At 58.6% G+C, this 26,782-nt stretch carries 22 protein-coding genes and 1 pseudogene; 12 read left to right on the top strand and 11 right to left on the bottom strand.

Annotated features, from left to right (window positions below):
• Positions 1 to 160: 160 nt before the first annotated feature.
• The 4 genes from WCA85_RS06925 to WCA85_RS06940 all read left to right on the top strand — a co-directional run bounded on the left by WCA85_RS06925 (position 161) and on the right by WCA85_RS06940 (position 5,890).
• On the top strand, positions 161 to 664 hold the full coding sequence (locus WCA85_RS06925) for a lipocalin-like domain-containing protein (protein ID WP_424062427.1): 504 nt from the start codon (positions 161 to 163) through the stop codon (positions 662 to 664).
• A gap of 193 nt (positions 665 to 857) precedes the next feature.
• Positions 858 to 2,096, top strand: a complete 1,239-nt coding sequence (locus tag WCA85_RS06930; protein ID WP_424062428.1) for a GNAT family N-acetyltransferase — start codon at positions 858 to 860, stop codon at positions 2,094 to 2,096.
• 369 nt (positions 2,097 to 2,465) lie between these two features.
• Complete coding sequence (locus WCA85_RS06935) at positions 2,466 to 4,865, top strand: glucose/quinate/shikimate family membrane-bound PQQ-dependent dehydrogenase (RefSeq protein WP_424062429.1); 2,400 nt, start codon at positions 2,466 to 2,468, stop codon at positions 4,863 to 4,865.
• Positions 4,866 to 4,870: 5 nt separating this feature from the next.
• Positions 4,871 to 5,890, top strand: a complete 1,020-nt coding sequence (locus WCA85_RS06940) for a porin (RefSeq protein WP_424062430.1) — start codon at positions 4,871 to 4,873, stop codon at positions 5,888 to 5,890.
• A 37-nt stretch (positions 5,891 to 5,927) separates the two neighbouring features.
• Here WCA85_RS06940 and WCA85_RS06945 read toward each other — a convergent pair whose 3' ends face one another.
• On the bottom strand, positions 5,928 to 6,959 hold the full coding sequence (locus WCA85_RS06945) for an NAD(P)H-quinone oxidoreductase (RefSeq protein WP_424062431.1): 1,032 nt from the start codon (positions 6,957 to 6,959) through the stop codon (positions 5,928 to 5,930).
• Between the two features lie 162 nt (positions 6,960 to 7,121).
• On the opposite strand from WCA85_RS06945, the gene WCA85_RS06950 reads away from it, so the two are divergent.
• A complete protein-coding gene (locus WCA85_RS06950; protein ID WP_424062469.1) occupies positions 7,122 to 8,006 on the top strand; it encodes a LysR family transcriptional regulator in 885 nt (294 codons plus the stop codon).
• Positions 8,007 to 8,310: 304 nt separating this feature from the next.
• Entirely contained in the window at positions 8,311 to 10,515 is a 2,205-nt protein-coding gene (locus tag WCA85_RS06955; protein ID WP_424062432.1) for an OsmC domain/YcaO domain-containing protein, read from the top strand.
• Between the two features lie 49 nt (positions 10,516 to 10,564).
• On the opposite strand, the gene WCA85_RS06960 is transcribed toward WCA85_RS06955, so the two are convergent.
• From WCA85_RS06960 to WCA85_RS06980, 5 genes are all read right to left on the bottom strand, one after another.
• The gene (locus WCA85_RS06960; protein ID WP_424062433.1) at positions 10,565 to 11,206 is read right to left on the bottom strand and encodes a DUF1109 domain-containing protein; all 642 of its coding nucleotides are present in this window, start codon (positions 11,204 to 11,206) and stop codon (positions 10,565 to 10,567) included.
• Positions 11,206 to 11,778 carry a sigma-70 family RNA polymerase sigma factor gene (locus tag WCA85_RS06965; RefSeq protein WP_424062434.1) on the bottom strand — a complete coding sequence of 191 codons (573 nt, stop codon included), beginning with the start codon at positions 11,776 to 11,778 and terminating at the stop codon, positions 11,206 to 11,208. Before WCA85_RS06965 ends, WCA85_RS06960 begins: the two co-directional genes overlap by 1 nt.
• Entirely contained in the window at positions 11,775 to 12,296 is a 522-nt protein-coding gene (locus tag WCA85_RS06970; protein WP_424062435.1) for an RNA polymerase sigma factor, read from the bottom strand. The genes WCA85_RS06965 and WCA85_RS06970 overlap by 4 nt, the downstream gene beginning before the upstream one ends.
• A 9-nt stretch (positions 12,297 to 12,305) precedes the next feature.
• Positions 12,306 to 12,806 (bottom strand): DoxX family protein, encoded by a 501-nt coding sequence (locus WCA85_RS06975; RefSeq protein ID WP_424062436.1) that lies wholly within the window; start codon positions 12,804 to 12,806, stop codon positions 12,306 to 12,308.
• A 288-nt stretch (positions 12,807 to 13,094) separates the two neighbouring features.
• Entirely contained in the window at positions 13,095 to 13,550 is a 456-nt protein-coding gene (locus WCA85_RS06980; RefSeq protein ID WP_424062437.1) for a universal stress protein, read from the bottom strand.
• 146 nt (positions 13,551 to 13,696) lie between these two features.
• Between WCA85_RS06980 and WCA85_RS06985 the strand changes: the two are divergent.
• From WCA85_RS06985 to WCA85_RS07000, 4 genes and pseudogenes are all read left to right on the top strand, one after another.
• Positions 13,697 to 13,822 (top strand): annotated as a pseudogene (locus tag WCA85_RS06985) (MarR family winged helix-turn-helix transcriptional regulator); the annotation flags it as partial.
• Positions 13,823 to 13,929: 107 nt separating this feature from the next.
• Positions 13,930 to 15,297, top strand: coding sequence for a chloride channel protein (locus tag WCA85_RS06990; protein ID WP_424062438.1), 1,368 nt, complete (start codon positions 13,930 to 13,932; stop codon positions 15,295 to 15,297).
• A 121-nt stretch (positions 15,298 to 15,418) separates the two neighbouring features.
• Positions 15,419 to 17,395, top strand: coding sequence for a chloride channel protein (locus tag WCA85_RS06995; RefSeq protein WP_424062439.1), 1,977 nt, complete (start codon positions 15,419 to 15,421; stop codon positions 17,393 to 17,395).
• Positions 17,379 to 17,633, top strand: coding sequence for a hypothetical protein (locus tag WCA85_RS07000; RefSeq protein ID WP_424062440.1), 255 nt, complete (start codon positions 17,379 to 17,381; stop codon positions 17,631 to 17,633). The genes WCA85_RS06995 and WCA85_RS07000 overlap by 17 nt, the downstream gene beginning before the upstream one ends.
• Here the strand turns inward: WCA85_RS07000 and WCA85_RS07005 are convergent.
• Both WCA85_RS07005 and WCA85_RS07010 read right to left on the bottom strand, forming a co-directional pair.
• Entirely contained in the window at positions 17,609 to 18,043 is a 435-nt protein-coding gene (locus WCA85_RS07005) for a nuclear transport factor 2 family protein (protein WP_424062441.1), read from the bottom strand. The two genes, WCA85_RS07000 and WCA85_RS07005, sit on opposite strands and share 25 nt — an antisense overlap.
• Positions 18,044 to 18,098: 55 nt before the next feature.
• The gene (locus WCA85_RS07010; protein ID WP_424062442.1) at positions 18,099 to 18,869 is read right to left on the bottom strand and encodes an SDR family oxidoreductase; all 771 of its coding nucleotides are present in this window, start codon (positions 18,867 to 18,869) and stop codon (positions 18,099 to 18,101) included.
• A 174-nt stretch (positions 18,870 to 19,043) separates the two neighbouring features.
• Between WCA85_RS07010 and WCA85_RS07015 the strand changes: the two genes are divergently transcribed.
• The gene (locus tag WCA85_RS07015; protein ID WP_424062443.1) at positions 19,044 to 19,943 is read left to right on the top strand and encodes a LysR substrate-binding domain-containing protein; all 900 of its coding nucleotides are present in this window, start codon (positions 19,044 to 19,046) and stop codon (positions 19,941 to 19,943) included.
• 80 nt (positions 19,944 to 20,023) lie between these two features.
• On the top strand, positions 20,024 to 20,923 hold the full coding sequence (locus tag WCA85_RS07020; protein ID WP_424062444.1) for a hypothetical protein: 900 nt from the start codon (positions 20,024 to 20,026) through the stop codon (positions 20,921 to 20,923).
• Positions 20,924 to 21,087: 164 nt separating this feature from the next.
• Here the strand turns inward: WCA85_RS07020 and WCA85_RS07025 are convergent, their stop codons facing one another.
• The 3 genes from WCA85_RS07025 to WCA85_RS07035 form a co-directional block, all read right to left on the bottom strand.
• Positions 21,088 to 22,044: a helix-turn-helix domain-containing protein gene (locus tag WCA85_RS07025; RefSeq protein ID WP_424062445.1), complete on the bottom strand. Its 957-nt coding sequence runs from the start codon at positions 22,042 to 22,044 to the stop codon at positions 21,088 to 21,090.
• A gap of 420 nt (positions 22,045 to 22,464) precedes the next feature.
• Positions 22,465 to 23,454, bottom strand: coding sequence for a helix-turn-helix domain-containing protein (locus WCA85_RS07030; protein ID WP_424062446.1), 990 nt, complete (start codon positions 23,452 to 23,454; stop codon positions 22,465 to 22,467).
• Between the two features lie 12 nt (positions 23,455 to 23,466).
• Positions 23,467 to 26,256: a winged helix-turn-helix domain-containing protein gene (locus tag WCA85_RS07035; protein WP_424062447.1), complete on the bottom strand. Its 2,790-nt coding sequence runs from the start codon at positions 26,254 to 26,256 to the stop codon at positions 23,467 to 23,469.
• Between the last annotated feature and the right edge of the window lie 526 nt (positions 26,257 to 26,782).

Below are 26,782 nucleotides of genomic sequence, written 5' to 3' on the forward strand. Positions count from 1 at the left end.
GCTGGCGACATTGTCGAATGTCATGTTCATTGGAAGTCATGGCCGAGGAAGCTATCCTAGAAGCGTATCTTCTGATGGCCCAGGGTGAACCATGCGGAAAAATGTGCGCAGAGGTGTTTCGCCTTGGCAGTATCGTGCCTGGCGCGTGTTGGAGAACGCCATGAAGCCCATGCTCCATACTTTGCCCACCGCCGCGCTGATGGTCCTTGCATTGTCTCTTGCCGCGCCAAAGACCTTTGCCCAGGCGACTTCCGACCTCGTAGGTTCGTGGTCTTTGGTCTCGTTGACCGTCACCAAAAGCGGTAACGAAGTCGAGGCGCTGGGTCCGCATCCGCACGGCCAACTCATCTTCGGCAGCGACGGTCGCTACGTTCTGGTCGGACTTCGCGCAGATCTCCCCAAGTTCGTGTCAGAGAATCGCTTGACGGGTACCGCCGAAGAGAACCAACGCATCGTCCAAGGCCACGTCGCGCATTTCGGCACCTATTCAGTCGATCCAGCCGAACAAGTGATTGTTTTCCACATTCAGAACAGTACCTTTCCGAACTGGAACGGCGATGTTCAACGGCGCCCATTTACCCTCGAAGGCGACCGGCTGACCTACATCACGCCGGGTAGCTTCGGATATGGGGCATCGAAGGTTGTGTGGCAACGGATGAAGTAAGCACCATCCGTCCGCCCATTCGACGGTTTCCCCATTCGCCCTTATCCGACTAGGATCAGTGCTGGCGCGCCGGCCGGATTGGAATATCGTTTGCAAACTGGCAAGCTGGTTCGCAAAATGACGAGTGCCAATCGGCAAGGGGAGAGACTATGGCGCCAAATCGCCTGACTTCGGCATTTGAGTCGAGGCCACTATGTTGACCGGATCACTTTCCGTCACAGGCCGTGCGCCGGACTCGTCCCCGGTTCGGCACGAAGTCAGGCTCATCGCAGACCTGGACGCGTTCAGGGCGCTCCGCCAGGAATGGGAGAACCTCGCAGCCGCGGCGGACAGCTATTCGTTCTCTCTGACCTATCCTTACTGCGAGCTGGCCGCCGAACTTGCGCTCGCAAAAGGTGCGGACGTTGCTGTGGCCGTGGTGTACGAACATCGTGAATTGCGTGCCCTGTGGCCGATCACGATTTCCCGCCATGGTCTGCTGCGAATCGCCAGGCCTCTGGGTTGCGGAAGCGACGAGGAATACAGCGCCCCGCTCGTGCATGCGCTAGCAAGCAGCACGGTTATCACCGAAGTGCTTCACGCTGCGACGGGTGTTCGCGCAGACATCCTCGAGATCCGTTTCGTGAGAAGCGAAAGCGCATTGCAAGAAGCGATCGTGCCATTCAAGCAGTCCTGGCTGCTGCCCTTCGTTCCGAAGCGACTGCATTACCTTCCGGGTTACTCAATAAGCCTGCGCGAATTTGAGCGATGGGACGATTTTTCCGCCACATTGTCGAAATCGCTTCGCGCAGAATTGAGAAGCCATCTCAGACGGTTGAGTGCGAAGGGCCACGCGGAATTCGGATGGTGCAGGACCGCTGACGATGCAGAGGCCGTACTGACCTGGCTATTCACGACGAAGCGGCGCTGGGCGATATCTCGAGGATTGAATACAAAGTTCCTGACGAACGAACAGGTACTGGAATTTTTCGTCGCGCTGGCGCGACGGACCGATCTGTCGACGACTCCACTTATCACGTACGTGAAACTTGACGGCAGACCCGTCGCAGCGTCGGTGAATCTTGTCAGCCCACGTTCCTTCGAGGGATTCATCCTGACCTATGACGAGGCACTCAGAGACTGTTCGCCTGGCAGTCTTCTACAGGAATTCTGCGTGAAGTGGTCGCACGCAAACGGACGCGATTTCGACTTCCGTCCGCTTTACTCCGCCTACAAGGCGCGTTGGGCAAATCGCGAAACGCTGCATGACACGCACACACTTTTTCTCACTGCACGCGGCCGGCTGGAGGAGTTTGCGTTGCTAGCGGATTACACAACCCGCGCGCTGAGCAGAGTCAGGAAGGTCATCGCCAACAGAATCAGCTCGGCAACAGCATTCGTCAGCGGATCACGGCGCCGGGCAGCAACGCGGGGCCCACGCACCAACAGTTAAAGGGTCTCGCAAGGACGAGTGGAACAACATTTAAATTGCGAGGCGTCTTTATCAAACCAGTTAACTTCCACATGGAAGTTAATTGATTATGGAATGACTTCGTGGCCAATTCATCATGTGCACTTCCCTATCGTAGATAAGATAGGGAGACTAAGCATCCCTGCTTGCTCCGCTCAATTCCTCGGTGGGTATTCAAGCCGGCAGCGCCTGCGATGCACGGGCTGACAATGCATAAAAGACGCTCGCGTCAGCTTCCGACGGTAATATGTCCTGGCAGGCGATTTCCCCGACGTAGCGGCACTCTTTTTGCGTCTCACTGCGGTTGCTTTCGACAATCCTGTCGCCATAGAAAACCAAGAGGTCTCCATTATGCAACGTGCATCACTGGGCCTGGCTCTTCTCCTGAGTGTTCTCTTCGCGGCGCTTGCCGGCTTGTATCTGCTGATCGGCGGCGCATGGCTCACGGCGATCGGCGGGTCGCCGTACTATGTCATCGCCGGACTCGTCATGCTGGTGACGGCCGTGCTCCTTTACCGGCGCAAAGCGATCGCCCTTGGACTCTATGCGCTCTTGCTGCTATGCACCATCGTATGGGCCGTGTGGGAAGCCGGCTTCGACTTCTGGGCCCTGACTCCACGACTTGATGTATTCGTCGTCTTCGGCATCTGGCTGCTGCTACCGTTTGTCTACCGCGCCCTCGATGCCCCAGGAAAACACGTGGCGCCGGCGTTGGGCGGAATACTGATTCTCAGCGGACTTGTGCTCGTGTACGCGTCCTTCAACGATCCGCAGCAAATCAACGGAACCTTGAGCGCCAGCGCGGCAACGTCGGCGACCCCGGATGCGGCCGGAGCGGCTGCTGATTGGCCTGCCTACGGCCGCACCCAGCATGGCACGCGCTATTCGCCGCTCAAGCAGATCACGGAGGGCAACGTCAAGAACCTGCAGGTTGCGTGGGTGTACCAGACCGGCGATACGAAGCGCGCGACCGACCCGGTTGAGACCACCAATGAGGTCACGCCCATCAAGGTGGGCAACTTGCTTTACCTGTGTTCGCCGCACCAGATACTGTTCGCGCTGGATGCCGCGACCGGCAAGCTGGCGTGGAAATTCGACCCCGGCCTGGTAACGGATCCAAGCTTCCAGCACGTCACGTGTCGCGGTGTCTCTTACTACGACTCGACGGCTGCAAGCGCGGCGGGTAATGGTCAAACCACGGCCTCAACCGGCGCACCCGCCCTCTGTGCGCGCCGCGTGATTCTGCCGGTCAACAACGGCCACCTGTTCGCACTGGATGCACAATCGGGTCAACGCTGCCCAGAGTTCGGCAATAATGGCGACCTCGATCTGCAGCATGGCCAACCGGTGACCACCGCCGGTCAATATGAACCCACATCCCCGCCGGTGATCACTGACAAGGTCATCGTCGTTGCGGGTGCGGTGACGGACAACTATTCAACCCGCGAGCCTTCCGGTGTGATCCGCGGCTTCGATGTCAATACCGGCAAGCTGCTTTGGGCATTTGATCCGGGCAACAAGGACCCGAATTTCATCCCCGCCGATGGGCAACATTACACGCTGAATTCACCGAATTCGTGGGCACCCGCGGTCTACGATGCCAAACTCGATATCGTCTACCTGCCGATGGGCGTAACCACGCCGGATATCTGGGGTGGCAACCGCACGCCCGAAGAGGAGCGCTACGCAAGCGGGTTGCTCGCGCTGCACGCTTCGACCGGCAAGCTGGCCTGGTTCTACCAGACGGTGCATCATGATCTTTGGGACATGGACATGCCGGCCCAGCCTACGCTGGCCGACATCACCGACAAATCGGGCAACGTCGTGCCGGTGATTTACGCACCCGCGAAGACAGGCAACATCTTTGTACTCGATCGCCGCACTGGCGCCCTGGTTGTCCCGGCGCCGGAACAGCCGGTCCCGCAAGGAGCGGCAACGGGCGATCACGTTTCGCCCACGCAGCCGTTCTCCGAATTGACGTATCGGCCAAGCAAAAAACTGACGGGTGCCGATATGTGGGGCGCCACGATGTTCGATCAGATGGTCTGCCGCGTGATGTTCCATCGCCTGACCTACGACGGGACGTTCACACCGCCGTCGGAGAGAGGCACGCTGGTGTTCCCGGGCAACCTTGGGATGTTCGAGTGGGGCGGGATAGCAGTCGACACGGATCGTCAGATCGCGATTACCAATCCGATTGCGCTGCCCTTCGTATCGCGGCTGATCCCGCGCGGTCCTGGCAATCCGATCGAACCGCCCGCCGGCGCCGCAGGTGGCACCGGCACTGAAGCCGGTATTCAGCCACAGTATGGCGTGCCCTTCGGCGTGACGCTGAACCCGTTTCTGTCGCCGCTTGGCTTGCCGTGCAAGCAGCCAGCCTGGGGTTACGTCTCGGCGATCGATCTGAAGACCAACCAGATTGTCTGGAAGAAGCGTATCGGCACCGTGCGCGACAGTTCACCGCTCCCCCTTCCATTCAAGATGGGAATGCCGATGCTTGGCGGCCCGATGACGACCGCGGGCGATGTGTTCTTTATCGGCGCCACCGCGGACAACTATATCCGCGCCTTCAGCACCAACACGGGTGAGCAATTGTGGCAGGCCCGTTTGCCGGCGGGCGGTCAGGCCACGCCAATGAGCTACGAAGTCAACGGCAAGCAATACGTGGTGATTGCTGCCGGAGGGCATGGTTCGTTTGGGACGAAACTGGGCGACTACATCATTGCTTATGCGTTGCCTGAAGGGAGCTAGGCTACGTGCGTAAGCGAGCGGTCTGCTCGGTTTACGTTTTGCTGGCACTGGGCGCGAGCGCCCGGTGCGCCCACGCGCAAAGTTCAGTGACGCTGTATGGCCTGATCGATACCAGCATCGAAATCACCAACCCGGGTTCTTCGTGGACACCAAGGGTGGACTCGGGCGCCTATCGCGGATCGCGGCTTGGCTTACGCGGCCAAGAGCAGATCGATTCGGATACGCGCATCCTGTTCGACCTTGAGAACGGTTTCAACTCGACCAACGGTGCGTTTGCGTCGGCCGGCACCCTGTTCAACCGCCAGGCGTGGATCGGCGTCGGTGCGCCTTGGGGTGAACTGCGGCTCGGCCGCCAGTACTCGCCAATCTACATTCCATTCAAGGGAGGACTCGATGCGTTCGGCGCTGGCACGATCGCGTCTGGACTCAACAATCTGTCAAAGATCACCCCGTACACGAACAATGGCCTCGCGTATCTGTCGCCCGAGCTGCACGGATTCACGACGACCTTGTTGATCGCATTGCCCCAAAGCGGCAACGGCAACGGTTTATCCGGCAACTTTGAGACCTTCGCTTACCGCAACGGGCCGTTCCACATTTCATACGCCCACCAGCAGACCACGGGAGCCACAGGGCTGCGCGCGAATCTCGGCGGCGTGTCGTACGATATTGGCAAAACGACCGCGTTCGTGTCGTTCTTCAATGGCGACGGTGGATCGCCGCGCTATCACGACGAGGGTGTGTCGGTGTCGGCGCGCTATGCGGTCTCGGCAAGCTTGCGCGCCTCGCTGGGATACACGTATATGCGAGACCAATCGGGCGGCGACAACAATGCCGACCAGTTCAGCGCTGCATGCGAATATGATCTCTCGGCGTCGCTCATGCTGTACGCAAGCGTCGGCATGCTGCGCAATCATGGTGACGCCGAATTCACGCTGCGCGGTGTCGACCAGACGGGACTCGCGCCCGCCTATCCCGGTGCGCCTGTGCGAGGCGTCCAGTTTGGAGTGATCGACCGGTTTTAGAATCCGTAGCGGTGATGCTTTGCCGGTAATCCCGGCTTCAGCCAATGAGATCGGCACCTGTCGTAAGGATGATCTTTCCGAAGTGCGTGCCGGAATCGATCAACTCGTGCGCGCCGCGAGCGTCCGCAAGCGCAAACGTCTGGTAGACAACCGGCTTGATCGCGCCGCTCTCGAAGTGCGGCCAGACCTGCCGCTCCAGTTCATTGATGATGGTCGCCTTGTCCGCAGATGTGCGCGATCGCAGTGTCGAGCCCATATGCGTCAGGCGTTTCGTCAACATCGGCACCATGTTGAGATCCTTCGCCGGCCCCTTGATCACGCCCACCTGGAGAATCCGTCCATCCATGGCCGCGGCGTCATAGTTTCTGGCCACGTAGTCGCCGGCAATGATGTCGAGGATCGCGTCGACGCCTCTTCCGTCGGTAAACCGCTTCGTTTCAGCGACGAAATCATGCTCGTGGTAAATGATCGCGAGGTCGGCGCCTAGCGCCAGGCTGGCTTCCCGATGCGCCTGCGAGCCAACTGTCGTAATGATTTTCGCAGCGCCGAATGCCTTCGCCAGCATGGTCGCCGTGGTGCCAATACCTGACGCGCCGCCATGGATCAACACCGTTTCGCCGGCAACGAGCCTGCCGCGCTGGAACAGGTTCAGCCATACCGTCATAAACGTTTCGGGCATGGCCCCGGCTTCCACCAAGGTCAGACCTTTGGGGATATGCATTGTGTTGCAGGCGTGCGCGACAGCATATTCTGCGTAGCCACCGCCTGGAATCAATGCACACACCAGTTCGCCGATCTGGAATTGGGACACGTCGGAACCCACGGCAACCACTTGACCCGCTACTTCCAGCCCTGGAATGTCCGAAGCGCCGGGGGGCGGATCATACAGCCCTTTGCGCTGGAACACGTCTGGACCGTTCACGGCAGCTGCGTGGATGCGGATCAGAACCTGATCGGCGGCGGGCATCGGCACCGGGCGCGTGGTCGGCACCAGGACCTCAGGACCGCCGGGTTGTTTGATCTCAATGGCCGTCATGGACGACGGCACACGATACGTTGAAGCAGACATGGATACCACTCCTTCTATACATGACATGAAGCTCGATTGATCCGGGCGGATCATTTAACGAGTGCCTTCAGAACTGCGTTCAGTATAGGTATCGACATTGATGAATATGTGCAGCAATATTCGATAGGTGAGATGCAAATTTGCATCAGGAAGGGAGACGCGATGAACTGGGATGACGCGCGAGTGTTTCTCGCGGTGGAGCGCGAAAAGACGCTTCGGGGAGCGGCCAGGACGCTCAATCTCGATCAGGCGACGGTTGGCAGGCGGATTGCGGCACTAGAGCACGCCCTACGTGCAACACTCTTTCTGCGAACCTCTGAGGGTTACGCGTTGACCGCCGCAGGCGAGGCCGCGTTGAAATCAGCGGAGAAAATGGAGCACTCCGCACACGAACTCGTCAGACGAACTCAGGGTACGGATACGCGGCTCGCGGGGGACGTAAGAGTCACCAGCACCGACTCGATCGCGCTCGAATTCCTGCTTCCCGCCATCGAACGCCTGCATGCTGTGCATCCCGAAGTGCGCGTCCTGCTGGACACGTCAACGCGTATGCTGAATCTGGCAAAACGTGAAGCGGATATCGCGGTCCGCTCAGTCAGGCCGGATAATCCCGATCTTGTTGCGCGGCGCCTGGCTCGCTGGCCCATGGCGCTCTTTGCATCGAATGCTTATCTGGAGCAGCATGGCAAGCCCGCTGCTGGCTCCGGATTCGAGGGCCACGATCTTGTCGTCTATCAGGGAAACTGGACCGGCAGCCGATCACCGACTCTTGCTGGCGAACCGATACACGCGGGGCGCATCGTATCGACCTTCAATTCCAGCCTCATGCTGCGTACTGCGGTAAAAGCCGGCATCGGCATCGGTGAGCTTCCGATACATCTGGCTGAACACGACGGCCTCGTGCAAATATGGCCGGAACCCGCACGTGGGGCAGTCTACGAAATCTGGCTCGTCACGCATCAAGACCTTCGGCATACGGCGCGTATCGCAGCAATGATTGACGGCGTCGTCTCCGCGTTCGAAGATCACACAACCCACACCAAATAGGCACGCGGCTTTGCTACGGCCGGGCGGCCGATTTATGCAGCATGTCAGCCGTTCAACGCGACATCCCGACCGTCGCCTTAATGGCCGATCACTGCCTCATGCCAATGGCAAACACACCCTGAACTCCGTAAGTTCCGGGCAATGAGTTCGTGCTCCCGGGGCAAAGCGATGCTAGCGGAGCTAGCGAACAGCATCAGCCCTTCCATGGACACCGCTAGCAACATTAGCGATCTGCAACAGCAACTGCACCTGGTGACGGATAATAGCGGCTACATCATCTCGAGCACCATTTTTGGATTCTCCCATGGAAATTAAAGTCAACTTTCTCGAAAAGCTACGTCTTGAAGCCAAATTCGATGACTTCACGGTAGTGGCCGACCAGCCTATCCGTTATAAAGGCGACGGCTCGGCGCCTGGTCCCTTCGATTACTTTCTGGCTTCATCGGCCTTGTGCGCAGCTTACTTCGTGAAGTTGTACTGCGTAAATCGCAATATTCCCACGGAAAATATCCGCCTGTCGCAGAACAATATTGTTGATCCGGAAAACCGGTACAAACAGATTTTCAAGATTCAGGTTGAGTTGCCGCCCGATATCTCGGAAGCAGACCGCCGAGGTATTTTGCGCTTTATTGACCGTTGTACGGTGAAAAAAGTGGTGCAAGCCGGACCCGATTTTGTCATTGAAGAGGTAGAAAACCTGGATGCCGATGCTCAGTCATTGCTGACATTGAAGCCGGCTTCTGACGCCAGCACCTATATTGTGGGCAAGGATCTGCCGTTGGAGCAAACCATCGCCAATATGTCGGCCATTCTGGCGGACTTGGGCATGAAGATTGAAATTGCTTCGTGGCGCAATATCGTTCCAAATGTGTGGTCACTGCATATCCGCGATGCGCACTCGCCGATGTGTTTTACCAATGGCAAGGGGGCGACCAAAGAAAGCGCGTTGGCGTCGGCGTTGGGCGAGTTTATCGAACGCCTGAACTGCAATCATTTCTATGGTGGTTCGTATTGGGGCGAAGACATCGCCAATGCGGAGTTTGTACATTACCCGAACGAGCGCTGGTTTAAGCCTGGCCGCAAGGACGCGCTGCCGCCTGAAATTCTGGATGCATACTGCCTGGAAATTTATAATCCCGATGGCGAGTTGCATGGCTCGCATCTATACGACACCAACTCCGGCAATGTGCAGCGTGGTATCTGTTCGCTGCCGTTTGTGCGGCAGTCGGACGGCGAAGTGGTGTACTTCCCGTCCAACCTGATCGAGAACCTTTTCGTCAGCAATGGCATGAGTGCCGGTAATACGCTGGCCGAAGCCCAGGTGCAGTGTCTGTCCGAAATTTTCGAGCGGGCGGTAAAGCGTGAAATCATCGAGGGTGAAATCGCGCTGCCTGATGTGCCGCAGGAAGTGCTGGCGAAATACCCTGGCATTCTGGCCGGGATTCGGGGGTTGGAAGAACAGGGTTTTCCTGTGCTGGTAAAGGATGCGTCGCTGGGTGGGACTTATCCGTTGATGTGCGTCACATTGATGAACCCGAAGACAGGCGGCGTCTTTGCCTCGTTCGGCGCTCACCCGAGCTTTGAGGTGGCGCTGGAACGCAGTCTTACGGAATTGCTACAGGGGCGCAGTTTTGAAGGTCTGAACGATTTACCTCAGCCCACCTTTGTCAGTAATGCCGTGACTGAGTCAAATAACTTTGTTGAGCACTTCATTGATTCCAGCGGTGTGGTGTCATGGCGCTTTTTCAGCGCCAAAGCAAATTACGAGTTCGTTGAGTGGGATTTCTCTGGCCAGGGTGAAAACTCCAATGCCGAAGAAGCGGCAACGTTGTTCGGAATTCTCGAAGACATGGGTAAAGAAGTGTACATGGCGGTGTATGACCAGTTGGGTGCCGTAGCCTGCCGGATTCTAGTGCCGGGTTATTCTGAAGTTTACCCGGTAGAGGATTTGATCTGGGATAACACAAACAAGGCGCTGCTGTTCCGCGCCGATATTTTGAACTTGCATCGCCTGGACGACGCCGCCCTCGCAGCAATGCTTGATCGGTTGGAAAACAGTGAACTGGATGAGTACTCCGATATCGCCACATTGATCGGCATCGAATTTGACGAGAATACAGATTGGGGGCAGCTAACGGTTATCGAGTTGAAGCTGCTTATTAATCTCGCCTTGCAGCAATTTGAAGCGGCGCAAGAGCTGGTGGGAGCCTTCCTGCAGTACAACGACAACACGGTCGAGCGCGGATTGTTTTACCAGGCCTTGAACGTGGTGCTGGAGGTGCTGCTTGATGACGACCTTGGTCTGGACGACTACGAAGTCAACTTCCGTCGGATGTTTGGCAACGCCCGGATGGATGCGGTAATGGGGTCAGTGGACGGCAGTGTGCGCTTCCACGGGTTAACGCCAACGAACATGAAACTGGAGGGCCTCGACAGGCACCACCGCCTGATCGACAGTTACAAAAAATTGCATAAGGCGCGGGCCAATGCGATGGCTCCAGCGAAATAGTTTGGACCGCCCACAGTGACGTTCGAATACGCTGCCTCGCCCCCTGACCTCACCACCGAAGAAGGATCGGCCCAAGCAGCGCTCCGGCGGCCGTCGGAATCGAAATACCGATCAGATACCACGTCGCCCAGAACGGCACACTCATTTCCGGGCATCGCAGGCAGTAGGCAAGCGCGCCAATCGTGCCCGCGATAAGTCCAGCTACGGCACCCGTGAGCCGAAGCCTCGTCGGCGCGAGGGCGCGCGCTGCCCACAGTTGGGCCACGAAAGCGGGCAATGAGATCAAAGCGATGTTGAAAGAACACGAGCGCCACGTGCGACCCATTAGCAGGTGTTCGCGCGTGCCCTGCGGCGCAAGCCAGAGCAGCAGCAACGCGGCAAGCCACACAAGTGCCACCGGTGTCGCGAGTCCGGCCCACCAACCACCGACGGCCCTGCCAGGTCGCCCCAGGCGCCCGGCCGCCGCAAGCGCTGCAACTGCGAGACATGCAGGCCATGCGAGCTTCGCCCAGAACAGCGGAGCATGCAGAAGCGTGGCGATATCATGCCGCACTCCGTAACCGAGAATCGCGATTGCGAGTGCACCCACTGCGCCGAATGCGACCGCGCCACCGAAGCGCTTTGCAACGACATTTCGTTCGACAGGCGCAACGCCTGTCGCGAGCATCGAAATCAGATCATCTGTTTTCATCAGGATATCCCCCGAATCTTCATTGCTAAAGCTCTAAGCCCGCGATGCACGCCTACTTTCACGGCCGATTCGGATAAGCCGGTCAGGCGCGACGTTTCCGCGACGGAAAGGCCTTGCAGCTTGACGTGTACGATCGGCAAACGTTGACGGTCTGGCAACTGGTCGAGCAGCTTATGCACGTCGCGTCTTGCGTCTGCGGGTTCAGTGTCCGATGCAGCGAAGATTTCGATTTCGTCGTCTAGCGGGTCCTGCAACGCCTCGCGACGCGATCGTGCACGTAGGTAATCCGTCAGCTTGTACCGCGCAATCGCGTTGATCCACGCGGTCAAAGGTTCGTCCGGACGCCACGTGTGACGTCCGTTATGCACGGCCAGCAGGATCTCCTGCACGACGTCTTCAATGTCGTGCGGCAGATAGTGGAGCCGTTTGCGCAGCAACGCCCGCAGATGACCCGTCAGATCCTGCAGAAACGCGCGATAGGACGCGGCGTCTCCTTCCAGCGACTGGATCAGTAAGGTCCTGAGACGTTCCTCTATCGGACGCAATGGTCCGGTCTGCGTCTCGCGCGTCACGTCGACGTGATCCCGAGCTTTGTTGCCGGCCGCACGTGGGCGGTCAACTCTCGCAGCCGCTCGCGCCCGCGTGAGAGTCGTGACATGACCGTTCCAACCGGTATGCCGAGCACCAGCGCGACTTCCTCGTAACTCATGCCTTCAAGGCCGACCATCAGCACCACTTCCCGCTGCTGTTTCGAAAGCATTTGCAAGGCACAATCGAGGTCATGCGCTTCGACACGCGGAATCTGGTCGCCGCTCCCTGCGTACCCTGCGGGGGCGATCTCGCCTTCGTCAGGGGCCTTGGGCTGCATCTGCCGCGACGACTTTCTCAGACCATTCGAGAACACGCAATGCATAGTCGTCATCAACCATCGGCGCGGATTCGCGTCTCGTCGAAAGTGCGTCGCGTCGCGCAGACTTCGCTCCAGTGTGTCCTGCACCAGATTGTCGGCGCAGCCTGGGTCGCCCACCAGAGCACGCGCATAGCGGCGAAGACCAGGCACCTGCTCCGCAATGTCGTCCTCAACCGCCATCGCCCCTCCCTATTTCCGACCGTCGCGGTTAATCCAGGCATCGACGGAGAGCGGTCCCGATCCCCCCAAAATCAGCGCAACAAGACAGGCAAGATATAGCAAATCGGTCTCGTAGCCCGGCGGACCGAACTGCGGACCTGTTGACGTGACGGCCATCAGCTTGATCGAGGAGAACCCGTAAGGAAGATGCACGGTCAGCGTCGCGACCATCAATACCGCGATCATTGGCAGACTAACGAGCGGTATGAATGCGCCGGCGATGACCGCGAGACCGCCGACCACTTCGATGACGATAGTCGCCCACGCCATGAAGTGCGGTGCCGGCACACCGAGCGCATGCAAGATTCCGGCAAATACATCCGGATGCTTGACGATCTTTGCGTAGCCGTGCGCGATGAACCCATAACCGACGATCAGCCGTAATGGCAACGGTGCCCATCGCGCGAGGGCCCAGCGGTCCGTCAGCCAGGCGGGATTGGTAAGCCGAAGCAGGCGGTAAACACTATCCATGCGCAAGAGTCTCCTGATGAACGTTCACAAAGAATAGCGGGGAAGGCAGACGAAATATGCGTCCCGCTCTCTTTGTATTTCGTTCGGAATGGATGCGCGGTTACAGCGGAAGGAAATATTTTCGGACTTGGCACTCGCTTGCGAGCGGCGTTGCCGAGCTTGCCGACGACATCTATGGGCGTGCAGCTTCGGCGATGCGTGCATCTTGCGATGGCCTGACATCCAGCGTGGTTTTCACTTGCTGGAATGGCCACAGTAATTGGCTACTACCTCACCACGGTAACGTGGTTAGCCCTTCTCCTGGTTTGCGATCAATATCGCACAGGGCGCCTTTTCGATGATTTTTCCGCAGGTTGACGGGTTGGCCCAGCGCCGTAGCCGTGACAAATGGTGATGTCCCATCACGATGACCTCCGCATTCAGCAGCCGGGCTTGTTCAATGACGACGTCGGCCGGATTTCCCGCGCAGAAATGCTCTTCCACGGCGAGATTGCGGTTTGCAAGCTGTGCGGTGGCCGCAGCGAGGACCGAATGTGCGAAAGATGTCTCCGCGTGTGCGTACGGATAAGTCAGACCATCAGGTGCGACACCGTTTTCGCAGCCGGGAGGCAACGCATAGGATGGATCGACAACACATAGAAAGTGCACGGTTGCCGTACCTGGCGCCGCCACGCGGCGGGCCAGTTCGATAACGTGAACACTCTGGGGTGAGCCATCCAGCGGAACGAGGAGGAGATTGAACATGGTTAGAAATGCCCTTCGAAGATCGGATTGACATGCAGGCCGTCCGATTAGTCCAGTTTAGGCGCTCAGAAGCGAGAATGTTGACTACGGTCAAGATACCCGGCAAGCAGGACCTGGAGGCGATGTCCGAGTTTCGTTAGCAGCTGGATCGTCGCCAGGTCCAGGTGCACCTTACTGCAAAGGGCGAGCCCTGCCTGCTAAAGCTCGCGGGACTGCATAAGTCTGACATGGAGTCATTCGGCTGGGCATTCGGCAGCGCAGGCAGGCAGTAGGCTTTCCCCTTTTACACAGCATCCGCGAGCTGGGCACCTCGTCTGCCTCGATTCAAATATGTCACACTGTGCCACGTCGCTTATACTTGGATATTTGCGGCGGCAGAATGCGTATTCCGGCATTTATCGATAGACGCGCAGTCCAGCACGGTCGGCGGCTGTGGTTGCATTATGGCGTGTTCTGGCTGGGCGCCATCGTGACGGGCCTCGTCGCGGTGTTCTACGCAAAACTGATCGACTTCGGCTACGGCGCCTTCCTGCACTATGCAGCGCGGTACTGGTGGCTGCCGCTTCTGGTGACCCCGGCCATCGGGGCACTGGGCGTCTGGCTCACCCGACGCTACTTTCCCGGCTCAGAAGGCAGCGGCATCCCTCAGGTCATCGCCACGCTCCATGACAGCGGCGAGCTTGCGCCCCGCCTGCTGAGCATCAGGATCCTCATCGGCAAGATTGTGGTGTCGTTCCTCTCGATACTCGGCGGATTCACGATTGGCCGCGAGGGGCCGACCATCCACGTGGGCGCGGCGCTCATGTTCAACTTGCGACGCTTCTACCCCCGGCGATTCCGGTCCATCCGGGGCCTTGAGCTGGAGCGCCGACTGGCCCTCGCCGGCGCAGCGGCGGGTCTGTCAGCGGCGTTCAATGCACCACTCGCCGGTGTCGTGTTCGCGATCGAAGAATTGACCCGCAGCTTCGAGCAGCGCACGAGCGGCGTGCTGATTACCGCCATCATTTTCGCGGGCGTGGTTTCGCTGGGATTGCAGGGTAACTATACGTATTTCGGAACGATCGATGTGGGCAGCGGCTTTCCCGATCTGCTGGCGGCGGCGGTGGTGCTGATCGGAGTCGTGTCGGGTATCGCCGGTGGCGTCTTCTGCTGGTTGCTACTCAACACCGCCCGCTGGATGCCCTCGTCGGTGAGCGCCTGGCGCAGCAGGCGCCCGGTCGCATTTGGTGCCGCGTGCGGTCTGATCATCGCCGTGATCGGCGTGGCTTCGGGTGGACATACGTTCGGTAGCGGCTATGCCGAAGCGCGGGCGATGCTGGAAGGGCGCGCGCAGTTGAGCGCTGCCTACCCGGTGCTCAAGATGGCCTCGATGGTTGGGTCGTATCTACCAGGCGCGCCGGGTGGCCTGTTTGCGCCTTCGCTTGCCATTGGAGCCGGCATTGGCAACGCATTGCACCTGCTGTTTGGCCAGATGCAGTTGCCGATGCTGATCGCCCTCGGTATGGTGGGGTATCTGGCGGCAGTGACGCAAAGCCCGATCACCGCATTCGTGATCGTGATTGAAATGATCAACGGGCACGCACTAGTCATCTCGCTGATGGCCACCGCGCTGATAGCCAGCCAGGTGTCGAAACTGTTCGCGCCTGCGCTCTATGAGGCATTGTCGGAGCGCTACAACACGCCTCATGCAAAGCCGGATAGCGGGTCCTCTCCCTCCGCCGGGGAGCGCGAGCCGTCTGGAGCGTGATCGATGCAGGGTGCGCTTGCCTGTATCGCGGCAAAGCGTGGCCATCACGAAGGAAGCAGGAGCGGCAGGCAGGTGTAACGTAGATAAACCGACCATGTAGTCCTTCTGTGGACGACAAGCCATGACGGGCGAACCTCACCGGCCTGACAAGGCCGCAGGTAGCGATGCACACCACGTGAAAGTCGCGCCGGTACAGCCGCGCGCGCTTCCCCCCGTTGACGACGATTCGGTCCTGCCGGTCGCCCTGTACTGGCTATGTTTCCTCGCGTTCGTGGTCGGGATCGTGACAGGCTTGGGTGCAGTCGTATTCCGCGGACTGATCGGGCTGGTGCACAACGCGTTCTTCCTCGGGCACCTTTCATTTGCCTATGACGCCAGCCGCTTCACGCCCGCTTCGCGATGGGGTGTGTTTGTTGTGCTCGTGCCTGTCGTGGGCGGACTCGCGGTCACCTGGATCGTGAGCACGTTTGCCCCAGAAGCGAAGGGACACGGCGTGCCGGAGGTGATGGACGCGATCTACTACAAGCGCGGCGCCATCCGCCCGGTCGTGGCCGTGGTGAAATCGATCGCATCGGCACTGGCGATCGGCTCCGGCGCCGCCGTTGGGCGCGAGGGACCCATCATCCAGATCGGCTCGGCGCTCGGCTCGACGCTCGGACAACTGGTAACCATGACGGCCGGCCAGCGTATCACGCTAGTCGCCGCGGGTGCCGGTGCCGGCATTGCCGCGACCTTCAATACGCCAATCGGCGGCGTGCTGTTCGCCACCGAACTGATGATGCCGGAAATCAGCGTCAACACCTTCTTGCCGGTGGCGATCGCGACGGGCACCGCGACCTTTCTGGGGCGGTTGTTCTTCGGTGCCGCGCCCGCTTTCTTTGTCCCCGCGCAGTTGGGTGCGATTCCAAATCAGCCGGGCAGTGCCCTGACGCTGATTCTCTACGCCGTACTCGGCGCCGTGACAGGCGCGGCCGCCGCACTCCTGATCCGTTCGCTGCACTGGGCCGAAGACGGATTCGACCGCATACCGGAACGTTACGCGCGTCACGCCTTCGGGATGCTTATCGTCGGCGTGACGATGTATCTGCTATGGCGCTATGCGGGCCACTATTACGTCGAAGGCGTGGGTTACGCGACCATTCAGGCCACGCTGTACGGACAACTGCAGGGTGGCGCCTTTCTGCTATTGCTGGCGCTTTGCAAGACGCTGGCGACATCGGTCAGTCTGGGTTCGGGTTCGTCGGGCGGCGTGTTTTCCCCGTCGCTGTTTATCGGTGCGACTCTCGGCGCCTCATTTGCGTCCGTGGTTGCCATGGCATTTCCGGGGGCGCCGGTCAGCGCGCCTGCCTTTGCGATGGTGGGTATGGGTGCGATGGTCGGCGGCGGTACAGGTGCCGCAATGACCGCGGTTGCGATGGTCTTCGAGATGACGCGGGACTACGACATCGTGCTGCCGATGATTATCGCCGTGGCCTTCAGCCTGGGCGCACGCCGGCTACTATCGCCCGAAAGTATCTACACGCTCAAGCTCGTGCGGCGCGGACACCCGATTCCCAACGCCCTGCACGCGAACATGTTCCTTGTACAGAGCGCGGCCCAGGTCATGGAGACCGACGTCTTCGTGCTCGACGAGCGCGTACCATTTCGCGACGTGCTTGCCCGTGCAGAAGGCGCGGCTTTCCGGCATGTCGTGATCACGAAGGCGAATGAGATTTATGGAGTCCTGCGGATCAATACCGGGCTGCGCCGCGCCGTGAGCCAGAGCGCGCCCGATATCACGCTCGGGGTGCTCGCGCAGCGCAATTTCATCGTCGTTGGGCCAAACGACGTTGCGTTCGGGGTCATTACGAGTCTCTGGAAACAGCACGCGATGATGGCGGTTGTGGTCGGGAAGCAGGAAGGCCGTGGCCCCGTTCGCGTGCTCGGCGTGATCGCCAAGGAGCACATTGCGGATGCTGTTGCGAGCAGCATCAGGATATTTCCGGGGCAAGCCGAAACGCGGCCCCATCGAGACGCCGTGCGGTCGTTTGACAGAAAAGGAAAAAAGAAAATGGACGATGGCGACGGCAAAGGAGCGGGCAATGAAACGGACACATGACCTGGACGGCCTTCGCAGACGTATCGGCAAGGCACTTCACCTGGACTATCTGAAACAGGTATCGGACGGAATGGGAATCGGAAAACCGGAACCCACTCCTGAATGGGCGATCGTTTACCGGACGGCAGACGGTTTCTGCTGCATCTATCGTGACCAAACCGTCGAACTGCACGAGATGCTCGATGTCCAGATCTGGGCTGAAGAGATGGATGTTCAGACCTGGTTCATCGGCCTTTGATCGAAGTGCCGCGCTGCGGCCGATGTGGCGAAGCTGTCTTCGAGCATCAGGAAGCTCGCAATCTTTTCGTCGGAGAACGTCAGGACGATTGCGAACTCGCTGTCAATGAGCTTCCGCGTCGCATTGATGCGGGTTTGCAGATGTCCAAGAATCACTGCTCGCTGATCGCTTGCGAGAACATCCTTGATCTCGAGGCTCACGCGCTCAATCATGGTTTGCGTGTCACGGATGAAATCCGAGAGTGCCGCGCGTCCCGACTTGCGACCGACCCAGGGAAGCGCGCCCGCGTCGCCAGGAATGTTCCAGTCCAGATCCAGCGTGCACAACGCAGCCATTTCTTCGGCGGGTGCGCCCGAGCCGATTTTTTCAAGGAACTGATGGGCAAGGCGAAGGTTGTCTTGCGGATTCACTATGTTCTCCTGTTTGTGTGGCGGCCTTCTTTGCCAGGCACGCGACATATAAAAGTCAGACTTGCGAGCGGCCGCCGTCGACGAACAGTTCTATACCTGTGATGTAACTCGCATCGTCTGAAGCGAGGAAGGACACTGCCTTGGCGATCTCGTCGGCTGTGCCCACTCTCCCAAGAGGGGTCGTTTCGGCGACTTCTTTGCTATATGCATCGATCTGCTCGTCCGTCATCTTGAGTTCGGACTTGTAGGCTGGTGTCACCACTACGCCGGGCGCAACTACGTTCACGCGAATGTCCCGGCCTTTGAGATCGGATGCCCAGGTTCGCGCAAACGAACGCAGCGCTGCCTTGGTTGCGGCATAGACTCCAAACGCAGGTACGCCTTGTATCGCCGCGATAGATCCGGTTATCACGATGGCACTCAATGGCAATGCGGCCTGCACGGTGAGCAACATGCCTTTCATGTTGATGCCGACGTATTTGTCGAATTGCGCTTCGCTGATATTGCCGAGCGGCGCGAATTCGCCGCCGCCTGCGTTGGCGAACAGGACGTCGATTTTCCCATGCGCCGCCGACAGGGTTTCGATTAGCCGCTTCAGATCCGCTTCCAACGAAACATCGCCACGGATCGCACGGGCGCCGTGCCCTATCTCATCTACCGCGGCGTCCAGTTCCGGCTGGCGTCGTCCGGTAATGAATACCGTTGCGCCCTCTCGAGCAAGGCGTTTTGCGGCGGCAAGGCCTAACCCGCTGCTGCCACCCGTAACAAGCGCAACCTTGCCTGCGTGTCTGGTGGCGTGGATATTTGCGTAGATAGAGGTTGTCATCTGTGGCTCCTTGAAGAGCGTGGTTGATTCATGGCTCCAAGCGTAAATAAATTCCCAAAGGAGATAAATACGCCTTCGATGGATTCTTTATGCATATCTGTGGATAATGAGCACCTGATCCTTCAAACGGTTCAGATTTAGTTCATGACCGACGTGACATCACCGAGGTAACCGATGGACCACTTGCAGGCCATTCGCATCTTTGCGCGCGTCGTCGAGACTGGCGGTTTTGGCCGGGCAGCGCTCTCGCTGAAAATGCCGAATACTACGGTGAGCAAATGGGTGAAATCGCTCGAAGAGCATCTGGGCGTCAAACTGCTGGAGCGGAGCACACGGAGCGTCAGCATCACGACCGATGGCGCCGCGTACTACGAACGCACGCGTCACCTGCTCGACGAACTCGATGACATCGAAGCCACGCTTGGCCGCGACCAGGCGAGCCCACGAGGTGCGTTGAGGGTTGACGCCGGCGGGTCGACCGCCAGCGGCATCATCATTCCCGCATTGCCGGCCTTTTGTGCGCGATACCCCGAGATTCAGGTGCAACTGAGCGTCACTGACCGCACTGCTGATCTCATCGCGGAGAACATCGACTGCGCGATTCGAAGTACAGCCAATGACCTTGCGCTCGTATCGCGTCCGATCGGCTCACTTTCATGGACCACGTGCGCAAGTCCCGCCTATCTTGCGAAACATGGCACGCCTAAACACCCTCGTGAGATTACCGATAATCACATGCCTGTCGTCGGGTACTTTTCTGCAAGCACCGGGCTCACGCAGCCGCTTCAATTCCGTCGAGGCGCCGAGACGATTACACTGGATCGTCCACGTCACGATGTGCTCGTCAGTGAAAGCAATGCGCATCTCGCGACCGCGCTCAGCGGCCTGGGACTCGTTCACACGCTGGATTTCATGGTGCGTCCGTCGATCAGGCAGAAGAAGCTTGTGCCGGTGCTCGTGGATTGGCGACCCACACCGCTTGACGTCTACGTCGCCTATCCGCCAAGCCGCCGCTACAGCACCAAGGTGAGGGTGTTTGTCGATTGGGTCACAACCTTGTTCGCCTCGATCTGAGCGAACGGCTCAGCCGCATGTGATTGAGGCTCTGCTATATTCGTACGAGACTTGCCCAACCCCGGCGGGAGCGCGCTGTCATGAACATCCAGCGGATCATGCGTATCATCAAACGGCTCGCACTCGTCGCGGTCGCACTGTCAGGCCTTTGGTCCGGTGCGCCAACATGGGCCGACGACAATGCCGCCGCGCTTCAGCAAAAGTACGACGCACTCGGGCCGCAGCTCAAATCAAATGTGTTTCATCGCCCGATCCATCTGGACTCGGAAGAAACGAAGAACACGTTACAGGGCGACATCTACGCCGTCGTTGATTATCCGTTCGCGACCGTCAACAGCGCATTCAACGACCCGCAGCAAGGCCCCGCAAACTGGTGCGAAGTGCTGATCCTGCATCTGAACACGAAGTACTGTCATGCCACTTCAGGCAGCAACGGTGCGGTGATCAGCATGAACGTCGGCAGGAAGACGGAACAGGAACTGAGTGACACATCCCGCGTGCAGTTCAATTACCGTTCAGTTGCGACAAGTCCCGACTACTTCCAGGTCGATCTGAGCGCGGCAGAGGGACCGCTCAGCACGAAGGACTATCGCATCGTGCTGGAGGCCGTCGACATCGGTAAAGGCCATACCTTCCTGCACCTCACGTATTCGTATGGATTCGGCATGGCGGGACGGATCGCGATGAAGACCTATCTTGCGACCATAGGCAGCGCGAAAGTGGGCTTTACGCAGACGTCGAGCGGCGATTACATTGGCGGGGTGCGCGGCCTCGTCGAGCGCAATACGATGCGCTATTACCTCGCCATCGACGCCTATCTGGGGTCCCTTGCCATCCCTGCCGACAAACGCGTCGACCAACGCTTTGAGACATGGTTCGACGCAACAGAGCAGTACCCGCGGCAATTGCATGAACTGGACCGGCAAGAGTATCTGCAGATGAAAAAGCACGAGTACCAGCGCCAGCAAGTGGCGCAATAAAAGACATGCAGGCGTGAGCCCGCCTACGCCGCGCTGCAACCGGGATATACGCCGTCACGTCTATCACGTTCCAGAAGAATCCAGCGTTCGCGCCCGCGCAGTCGAACGCATGGCTGGTGCAGGAGAATATTTACCTATCCTTCTAGCCAAACGTAACGAACACCCTAACCATTCCGCTTCGTTGCACGGTAGTCCCGCGGCGAGATGCCATATGCCGTCTTGAAAGCACGGCTGAAATGGGCACCGTCAAAGAAACCCCATGAGTACGCGACTTCGGTCACTGTTCTGTGGTCAAGGCGCGGATCGGCAAGATCCCGCGCACAGCGAACGAGACGCTGTTCAAGCACGTATTGGCGATAACTCAAACCACCTTCCGCTAGCAGGTCGCTCACATATCGCGTTGATATGCCCAGCGCCGCTGCAACGAAACTCATCGAGAGAGTCGGATCTGCGAGATGTTCGTCGATAAACATCTTTCCACGTTGAAATTGTGCGCTGCGATGCACAGTGCTGTGCGTGCGGACCTGGTCCATTCTCTCCCAAAGCGCCATGGCGACCAGGTCCATCGCGACCGAGCTGGCGTGCTCTGCAGCAGCCCCCGAAAGATCGTCCCAAACCTTCGATAAGCTAAGGATGTAGTCCGTCGTCAATCTTGCATAAGGTGTCTCGTTCCCCAAGGCTGTCGCCGTGACCCTGTCGAGCCGTCCAACCTTCGAGACGATCGGCTTTCGAGGAAGATGCAACCATATAAACCTCAGGTCTTCTGTAATGACTTCCTGGTAGGGCCTGGCGGGATCCAGCATATAAAACTGGCCCGGCCGTACAGTCGCTTTATTTTTGTCCTGGCTGATCGAAATCGATCCGGATAGCGGCACGATCAGCTTCAAGGCGGCATCCTCGGAGCGGGCAATGTGTTGCTGCGTGCGGTCAACCTTGAGCGGTGTCATTAACGATTCGCCGGCCCACGTATCGCCCAGTGTGCGTCCATTCCACAAGAAACGAAAACTGTCTGGAGAGTCGCATTCAAGTCCGACCGGGACATACAATTCCTCGGCCATATCGCGCCAATACTTGAAGCGGCTGCTAGCGGGAATCTCGTCCAGATTCATATCTGTGCGCATGGCCCCTCCTCGTCTGTTCCTTCAACCGGCGGCTATCGTTAACAAGCCTGGCTCACAGCGCGATATTCCACAGGGAACATGTTGTAGTCCGCAAAGAACCTTGCAGAATTGACTCGTGAGGGGCATGCCATACATGCGTCCTATCTTCGCTGTACTGTACGTCCGAAAGCGCGGGTCAGCTAGTGGCTGTGCGCAGCGATTGAGCAGAAGCGCCAACGCGTGAGACGCTGCCTGCTCGGCCGGTGCGTCCCAATTAGTATCCCATATGTTGGACAGTCTGTGCAGGTAGTCTATTGCAGGACGCGTATGCGGTTCGGTCAGGCTGTGTGCGACTGCCGTAATTGTTTTGGTACCAGGGCCGCATGCTCTGCCAGGGGTCGGCCAAGTTCGTCACAGACACGCGAAAGGCCAGGAATCCAGCTAGGAAACTGACGTCCATGTTGACGGCACGTCCGTGCCTCCTGTCGCGCGATACTCACGAGGCGCCACGCCAAAAGTATCTTCGAACGCCCGGCTGAACCTGGCGTCATCGCGAAAGCCCCACGACATCGCAATGTCAGACACCGACCGAGAAGCGAGTCCAGGTGACAACAGATCGCGAGCGCATCTCCCCAATCGTTGCTCCATCACATAGCGGGCAAATTGGACACCCGATTGCCCGAACAACTCGCGCACAGTGCCCGGCGAAACGCCAAGCACCGTGGCCAGTTCTTCGAGTCCAAGCGCTGGGTCCTTGAGATGCTCTGCGACGTATGTTTTGGCACGCTCGAATTGTGCAGACCTGAGGTCTGTGCGACGTGTATCGGAACTGTCAATCCGCTCACATATAGCAACCGCGAGCATATTCGTTATGTGACTCGCCACGTGTTCCGCATTTGGCCCCTCGATGTTGTCCCATACGTGCGAAAGACTCAGCAGGTAGTCGGTTGTCACACGCGCGCACGGATGCTCTTGCCCGAAGCCGGTCGCAGTGGCTTTTTCCAGGTTGCTCACCGTAGGATTGAATGATTCTCGCGACAACTGTAGCCAAATGAAGGTAAGGTCTTCGACAATCTCCTCCTCGTAGGGACGCGACGGATCGACAAGGAAAAATTGCCCGGGTCGGACCAGTGCTTCCTGCTTGTTCTGACGAATGCCGACCGCTCCCGACAAAGGAAGGACCACCTTGATCGCGTCGGAATCGGAGCGCGAAATATGTGCACGTGTCCTGCCGACCTTCAACTGCGTTAGCATCGAAGTCCCCATCCAGATGCCGCCGAGACTTCGACTGTTGTGCCAAAAGCGGAATGTGTCTGGCGTGTCAGATTCGACGCTCACGGGCACATAAAACTCCGCCGCCATATCACGCCAATAGCTGAAACGCTTCCGAGCAGAAATGTGTTCAAGATCGAAGCTCGACGCCATACTCATTCTCCCTCGTGATTACAGCCGTTCCGCATCGGCGTTATGCGCAACACCAAATCCAAGTTCGGGTACGCGCGCGAACGCCCAGTCCCCGCGCCTTTTTTCTTCGTACCAATGCTGCACCGACACCGCAGCCCGAACCTCCAGGCTTTTCGCATTTTGGTGGCGTGCATTTTCGAGCGCGGCCAATAGCCAGTTCCCGGCAGCCGCCGTAACGCCCATCGACAGAAGGGCAAGCCCCTTCATGCGGCAGACTTCTGGGTAGAACCAACGGTCGCCAGTCGAGTCGCCGTGGGCCAAGGCTTCATCAATCACCGCGTTCGCCTCTTCACTCTCCCCCAAATCCAGTAGTGCCTGCCCCAATCTGCACAAAAGAAACGTCAAAGGCGAAAGGAAACCCGTTAACTTCAGGCGCGCAATCGAAGAGGCAAGTGCCCTTGGCCGGTCGTGGTCTCCCATATCGAAACCAATGCACTGCTCGTAACATGATCCACAGGCGATCCAAGGCTCAAACGACATCCGGCTAGATATTTCGTTAAGCTTAGCGATCGCCTGCTGCGCGGTCTCGACCTCGTCCATCAGAATCGCAATCGGGATAACGGCTTCAGCTAGCACGTGGCAGATAATCAGCTTGTTCCCACTGGGGATCGCGTCGTCGAATGCCTGCAGTGCGCCTTGCAATGCGTTCTGCTCATCGCCCTGCAACCACAACACTCTCGCCAGCGTCGCACGGGCAACAAGGCGTTGGTCCATCTGAAACCCGGCCGCATTCCATCGAAGCATAGAGTGACCAAGGGTCCGCAGCATCGCTTCGTGACGACCGCGTGCTTTTTCATGCTCGCCCAAATGATGAAGCGCTATCCCTTCGACGCCCAGGCCGAGCAAACCATGCGCAGTAGAATCGGAAACACTTCTCGTGAGGTCGCGGAACCGGTCAACAACCCTTAGCGCGTCTTCTGCTTCGCCAGCGTCGCGGTGCATACCCCACATCCCCAATAACGCCTGTGCCTCGTACTCGGTATTACCTGAGCGCAACGCGTCCGAATACAACTTCGCCCAGGCACGGCGCGTTTGAATGGTGGGTCCACGCGAATACAGCAAACTCGCAGCGAATACCGTGCGTAGCTTCAGCACCAGATCAGCTGTGACTTCTGATTGCGCATCTAGATTTCTACTGGCGTTCAGTGCCAGTTCAGCATAGCTACAGCACTCGGTCATGAGACAGAGCCCGAAAAAACAAGGGATCGTCACCGACGCCAAGGCAACGCCGATTGCGACGTCGCCCGCCGCAGAGAACGACCAATTCAAAGCTGCACGTACGTTATCGACCTCATTCGCGAGTGATCCCAAAGGGCTGTCAGTGGCTTGCCCCTTCAACTTACACCGGCCTGCATCAATGACTTCAGCCAGATACTCCGCATGGGCGCGCGCCACGGTTCTTCGTTCGCCATTTTCGGCCAGCTTCTGCAATGCGTATTCGCGCGTAACCTCTAACAGGTCGTAACGCCGATCCTGCCCATTAGGCCGTGCCGCCACCATTGATTTGGTAACGAGCCCACAAAGCGCGTCCAGCGTTTCAGCCGCGGACAGACCACAATTCTTCGTCACGCCGCAGGCCGCGTCCAAGGTAAATGCACCAGCAAAAATTCCTAACCGCCGGAACAGCAACCTCTCCTGAGCGTTTAGAAGCCGGTAGCTCCATTCCAGGGTCGCTCTAATCGTCTGATGGCGAGGCAATGCCGTCCGGCACCCGCCTGTCAGGAGCCGTAGTCGGTCCCCCAGACAGGAGCTGACAGTGACCACCCCCAGGCGTGCGGCGCGCGCGGCAGCCAGCTCGATGGCCAGTGGAATTCCATCAATCGCACGACATACCGCCCCTATCAGATCAACGCTACGGTCATCTACCAGGAACGCCGGTTCCAAAGCTGTGATCCGCTCTATAAACAGGCGCACAGCACTCGCTGACGATGCGCTGGCCGTGTTGCTGCCTGGCGCTGGAACATCAAGCGGCCCAACGTTGTAAAGGGTTTCGCCGGGAATCTGGAACGGTTCCCGACTCGTCGCCAGCACCGCGCACCCGGCATTTCGGAAGCTCAGTGCGAGTCTGGCAGCGGCGTCGACGATGTGTTCGCAGCTATCGAACACAACGAGCAGCCGCCTGCCACGCACCGCGCCAACAATCGCGTCAATGGAAAGCGGCCCACCCGTGACAGGAAACGGAAGCGCCGATGCGACGGCGTCCAGCACGAATCGTTCTTCGCCAACCGACGAAAACGACACCCACGCAACCCCGTCCGCATAGGACGACCATGCTTGCCGGGCCACCTCACGCGCGAGTCGCGTCTTTCCTATGCCGCCCGCTCCGACCAGTGTTAGCGACTCCGAGCGCCCCAAAGCGGTGAGCACCTCGACCACGGCCGACTCTCGCCCGATGAGCAGCCCGCTTGCATCGGCTGACCTGTCCCACTGTTGCACGTCCGCGCATTCGACCGGCCCCCGGCCTTCGAGGCACGAATCCAGTGGACCGTTGAGCAGCCTGTAACCCCTGCCGGGGACCGTGAGGATCAGGTTCCGGTCGCGACCAAGGAGCTTTCTCAGCGTTGTAATATGCACCTGCAGATTGTTCTCTTCCACAATCGTGGAAGGCCATACCGCCCGCATAATTTCGCTTTTCAGAACCACGCTTCCGTTCGCATTGCTTAGCAATTCAAGGATATCAAATGCACGCGAACTCACTCTCACAACTACGCCGCGTTGGCTTATTTGCCGTCGCCCGAAATCCACTTGCAATTCACCGATACGAATCATGACGAGCGCCCTCCCTCTGGATGGCAGGCGATTACGTCGCGTTGCCCGGTCAGTCAGTGCGACCGGGCTGGCGGTTCCGGTTCCCCCGTCGTTGACGCGAAGGCCCGTCATTCCACGTTGAAACAGCAATTCCTATGCGGAAGTTCTTCGATTCAAACGGGAACCGTCATCCTGATATTAGACTTTCGACCCAGTGACGGCTTGTATCGGTCGGCAGCAAAGTTGACTTTAATGGAACCACCCATCCTCGATCGTCTGACGAGGGGTCGCCAGGTGTTTACAAAGTGTAGGCATTGCCAATCCTGCGAGACGTCGCAGCACTCAATTACGGGCTCCGTCGATCAGTTGCTGACGCGTTGATTGATCGAACATCTGAGAACGCCGCGCCGTTCTGTACAAAAAATCCGAATATCGACTTCAATTAATTTCACCGATAAGCACTGCTTTTTCAAGTACGCTTCTACCGTGCGACCAACGAGGGCCGTGCAAGCCAATTCGCAAACTGCCGGATTCCACCACGTCTGCG

The sequence above is a fragment of the Paraburkholderia sp. genome (assembly GCF_049581445.1).
In the GTDB taxonomy this organism is placed as follows: domain Bacteria; phylum Pseudomonadota; class Gammaproteobacteria; order Burkholderiales; family Burkholderiaceae; genus Paraburkholderia.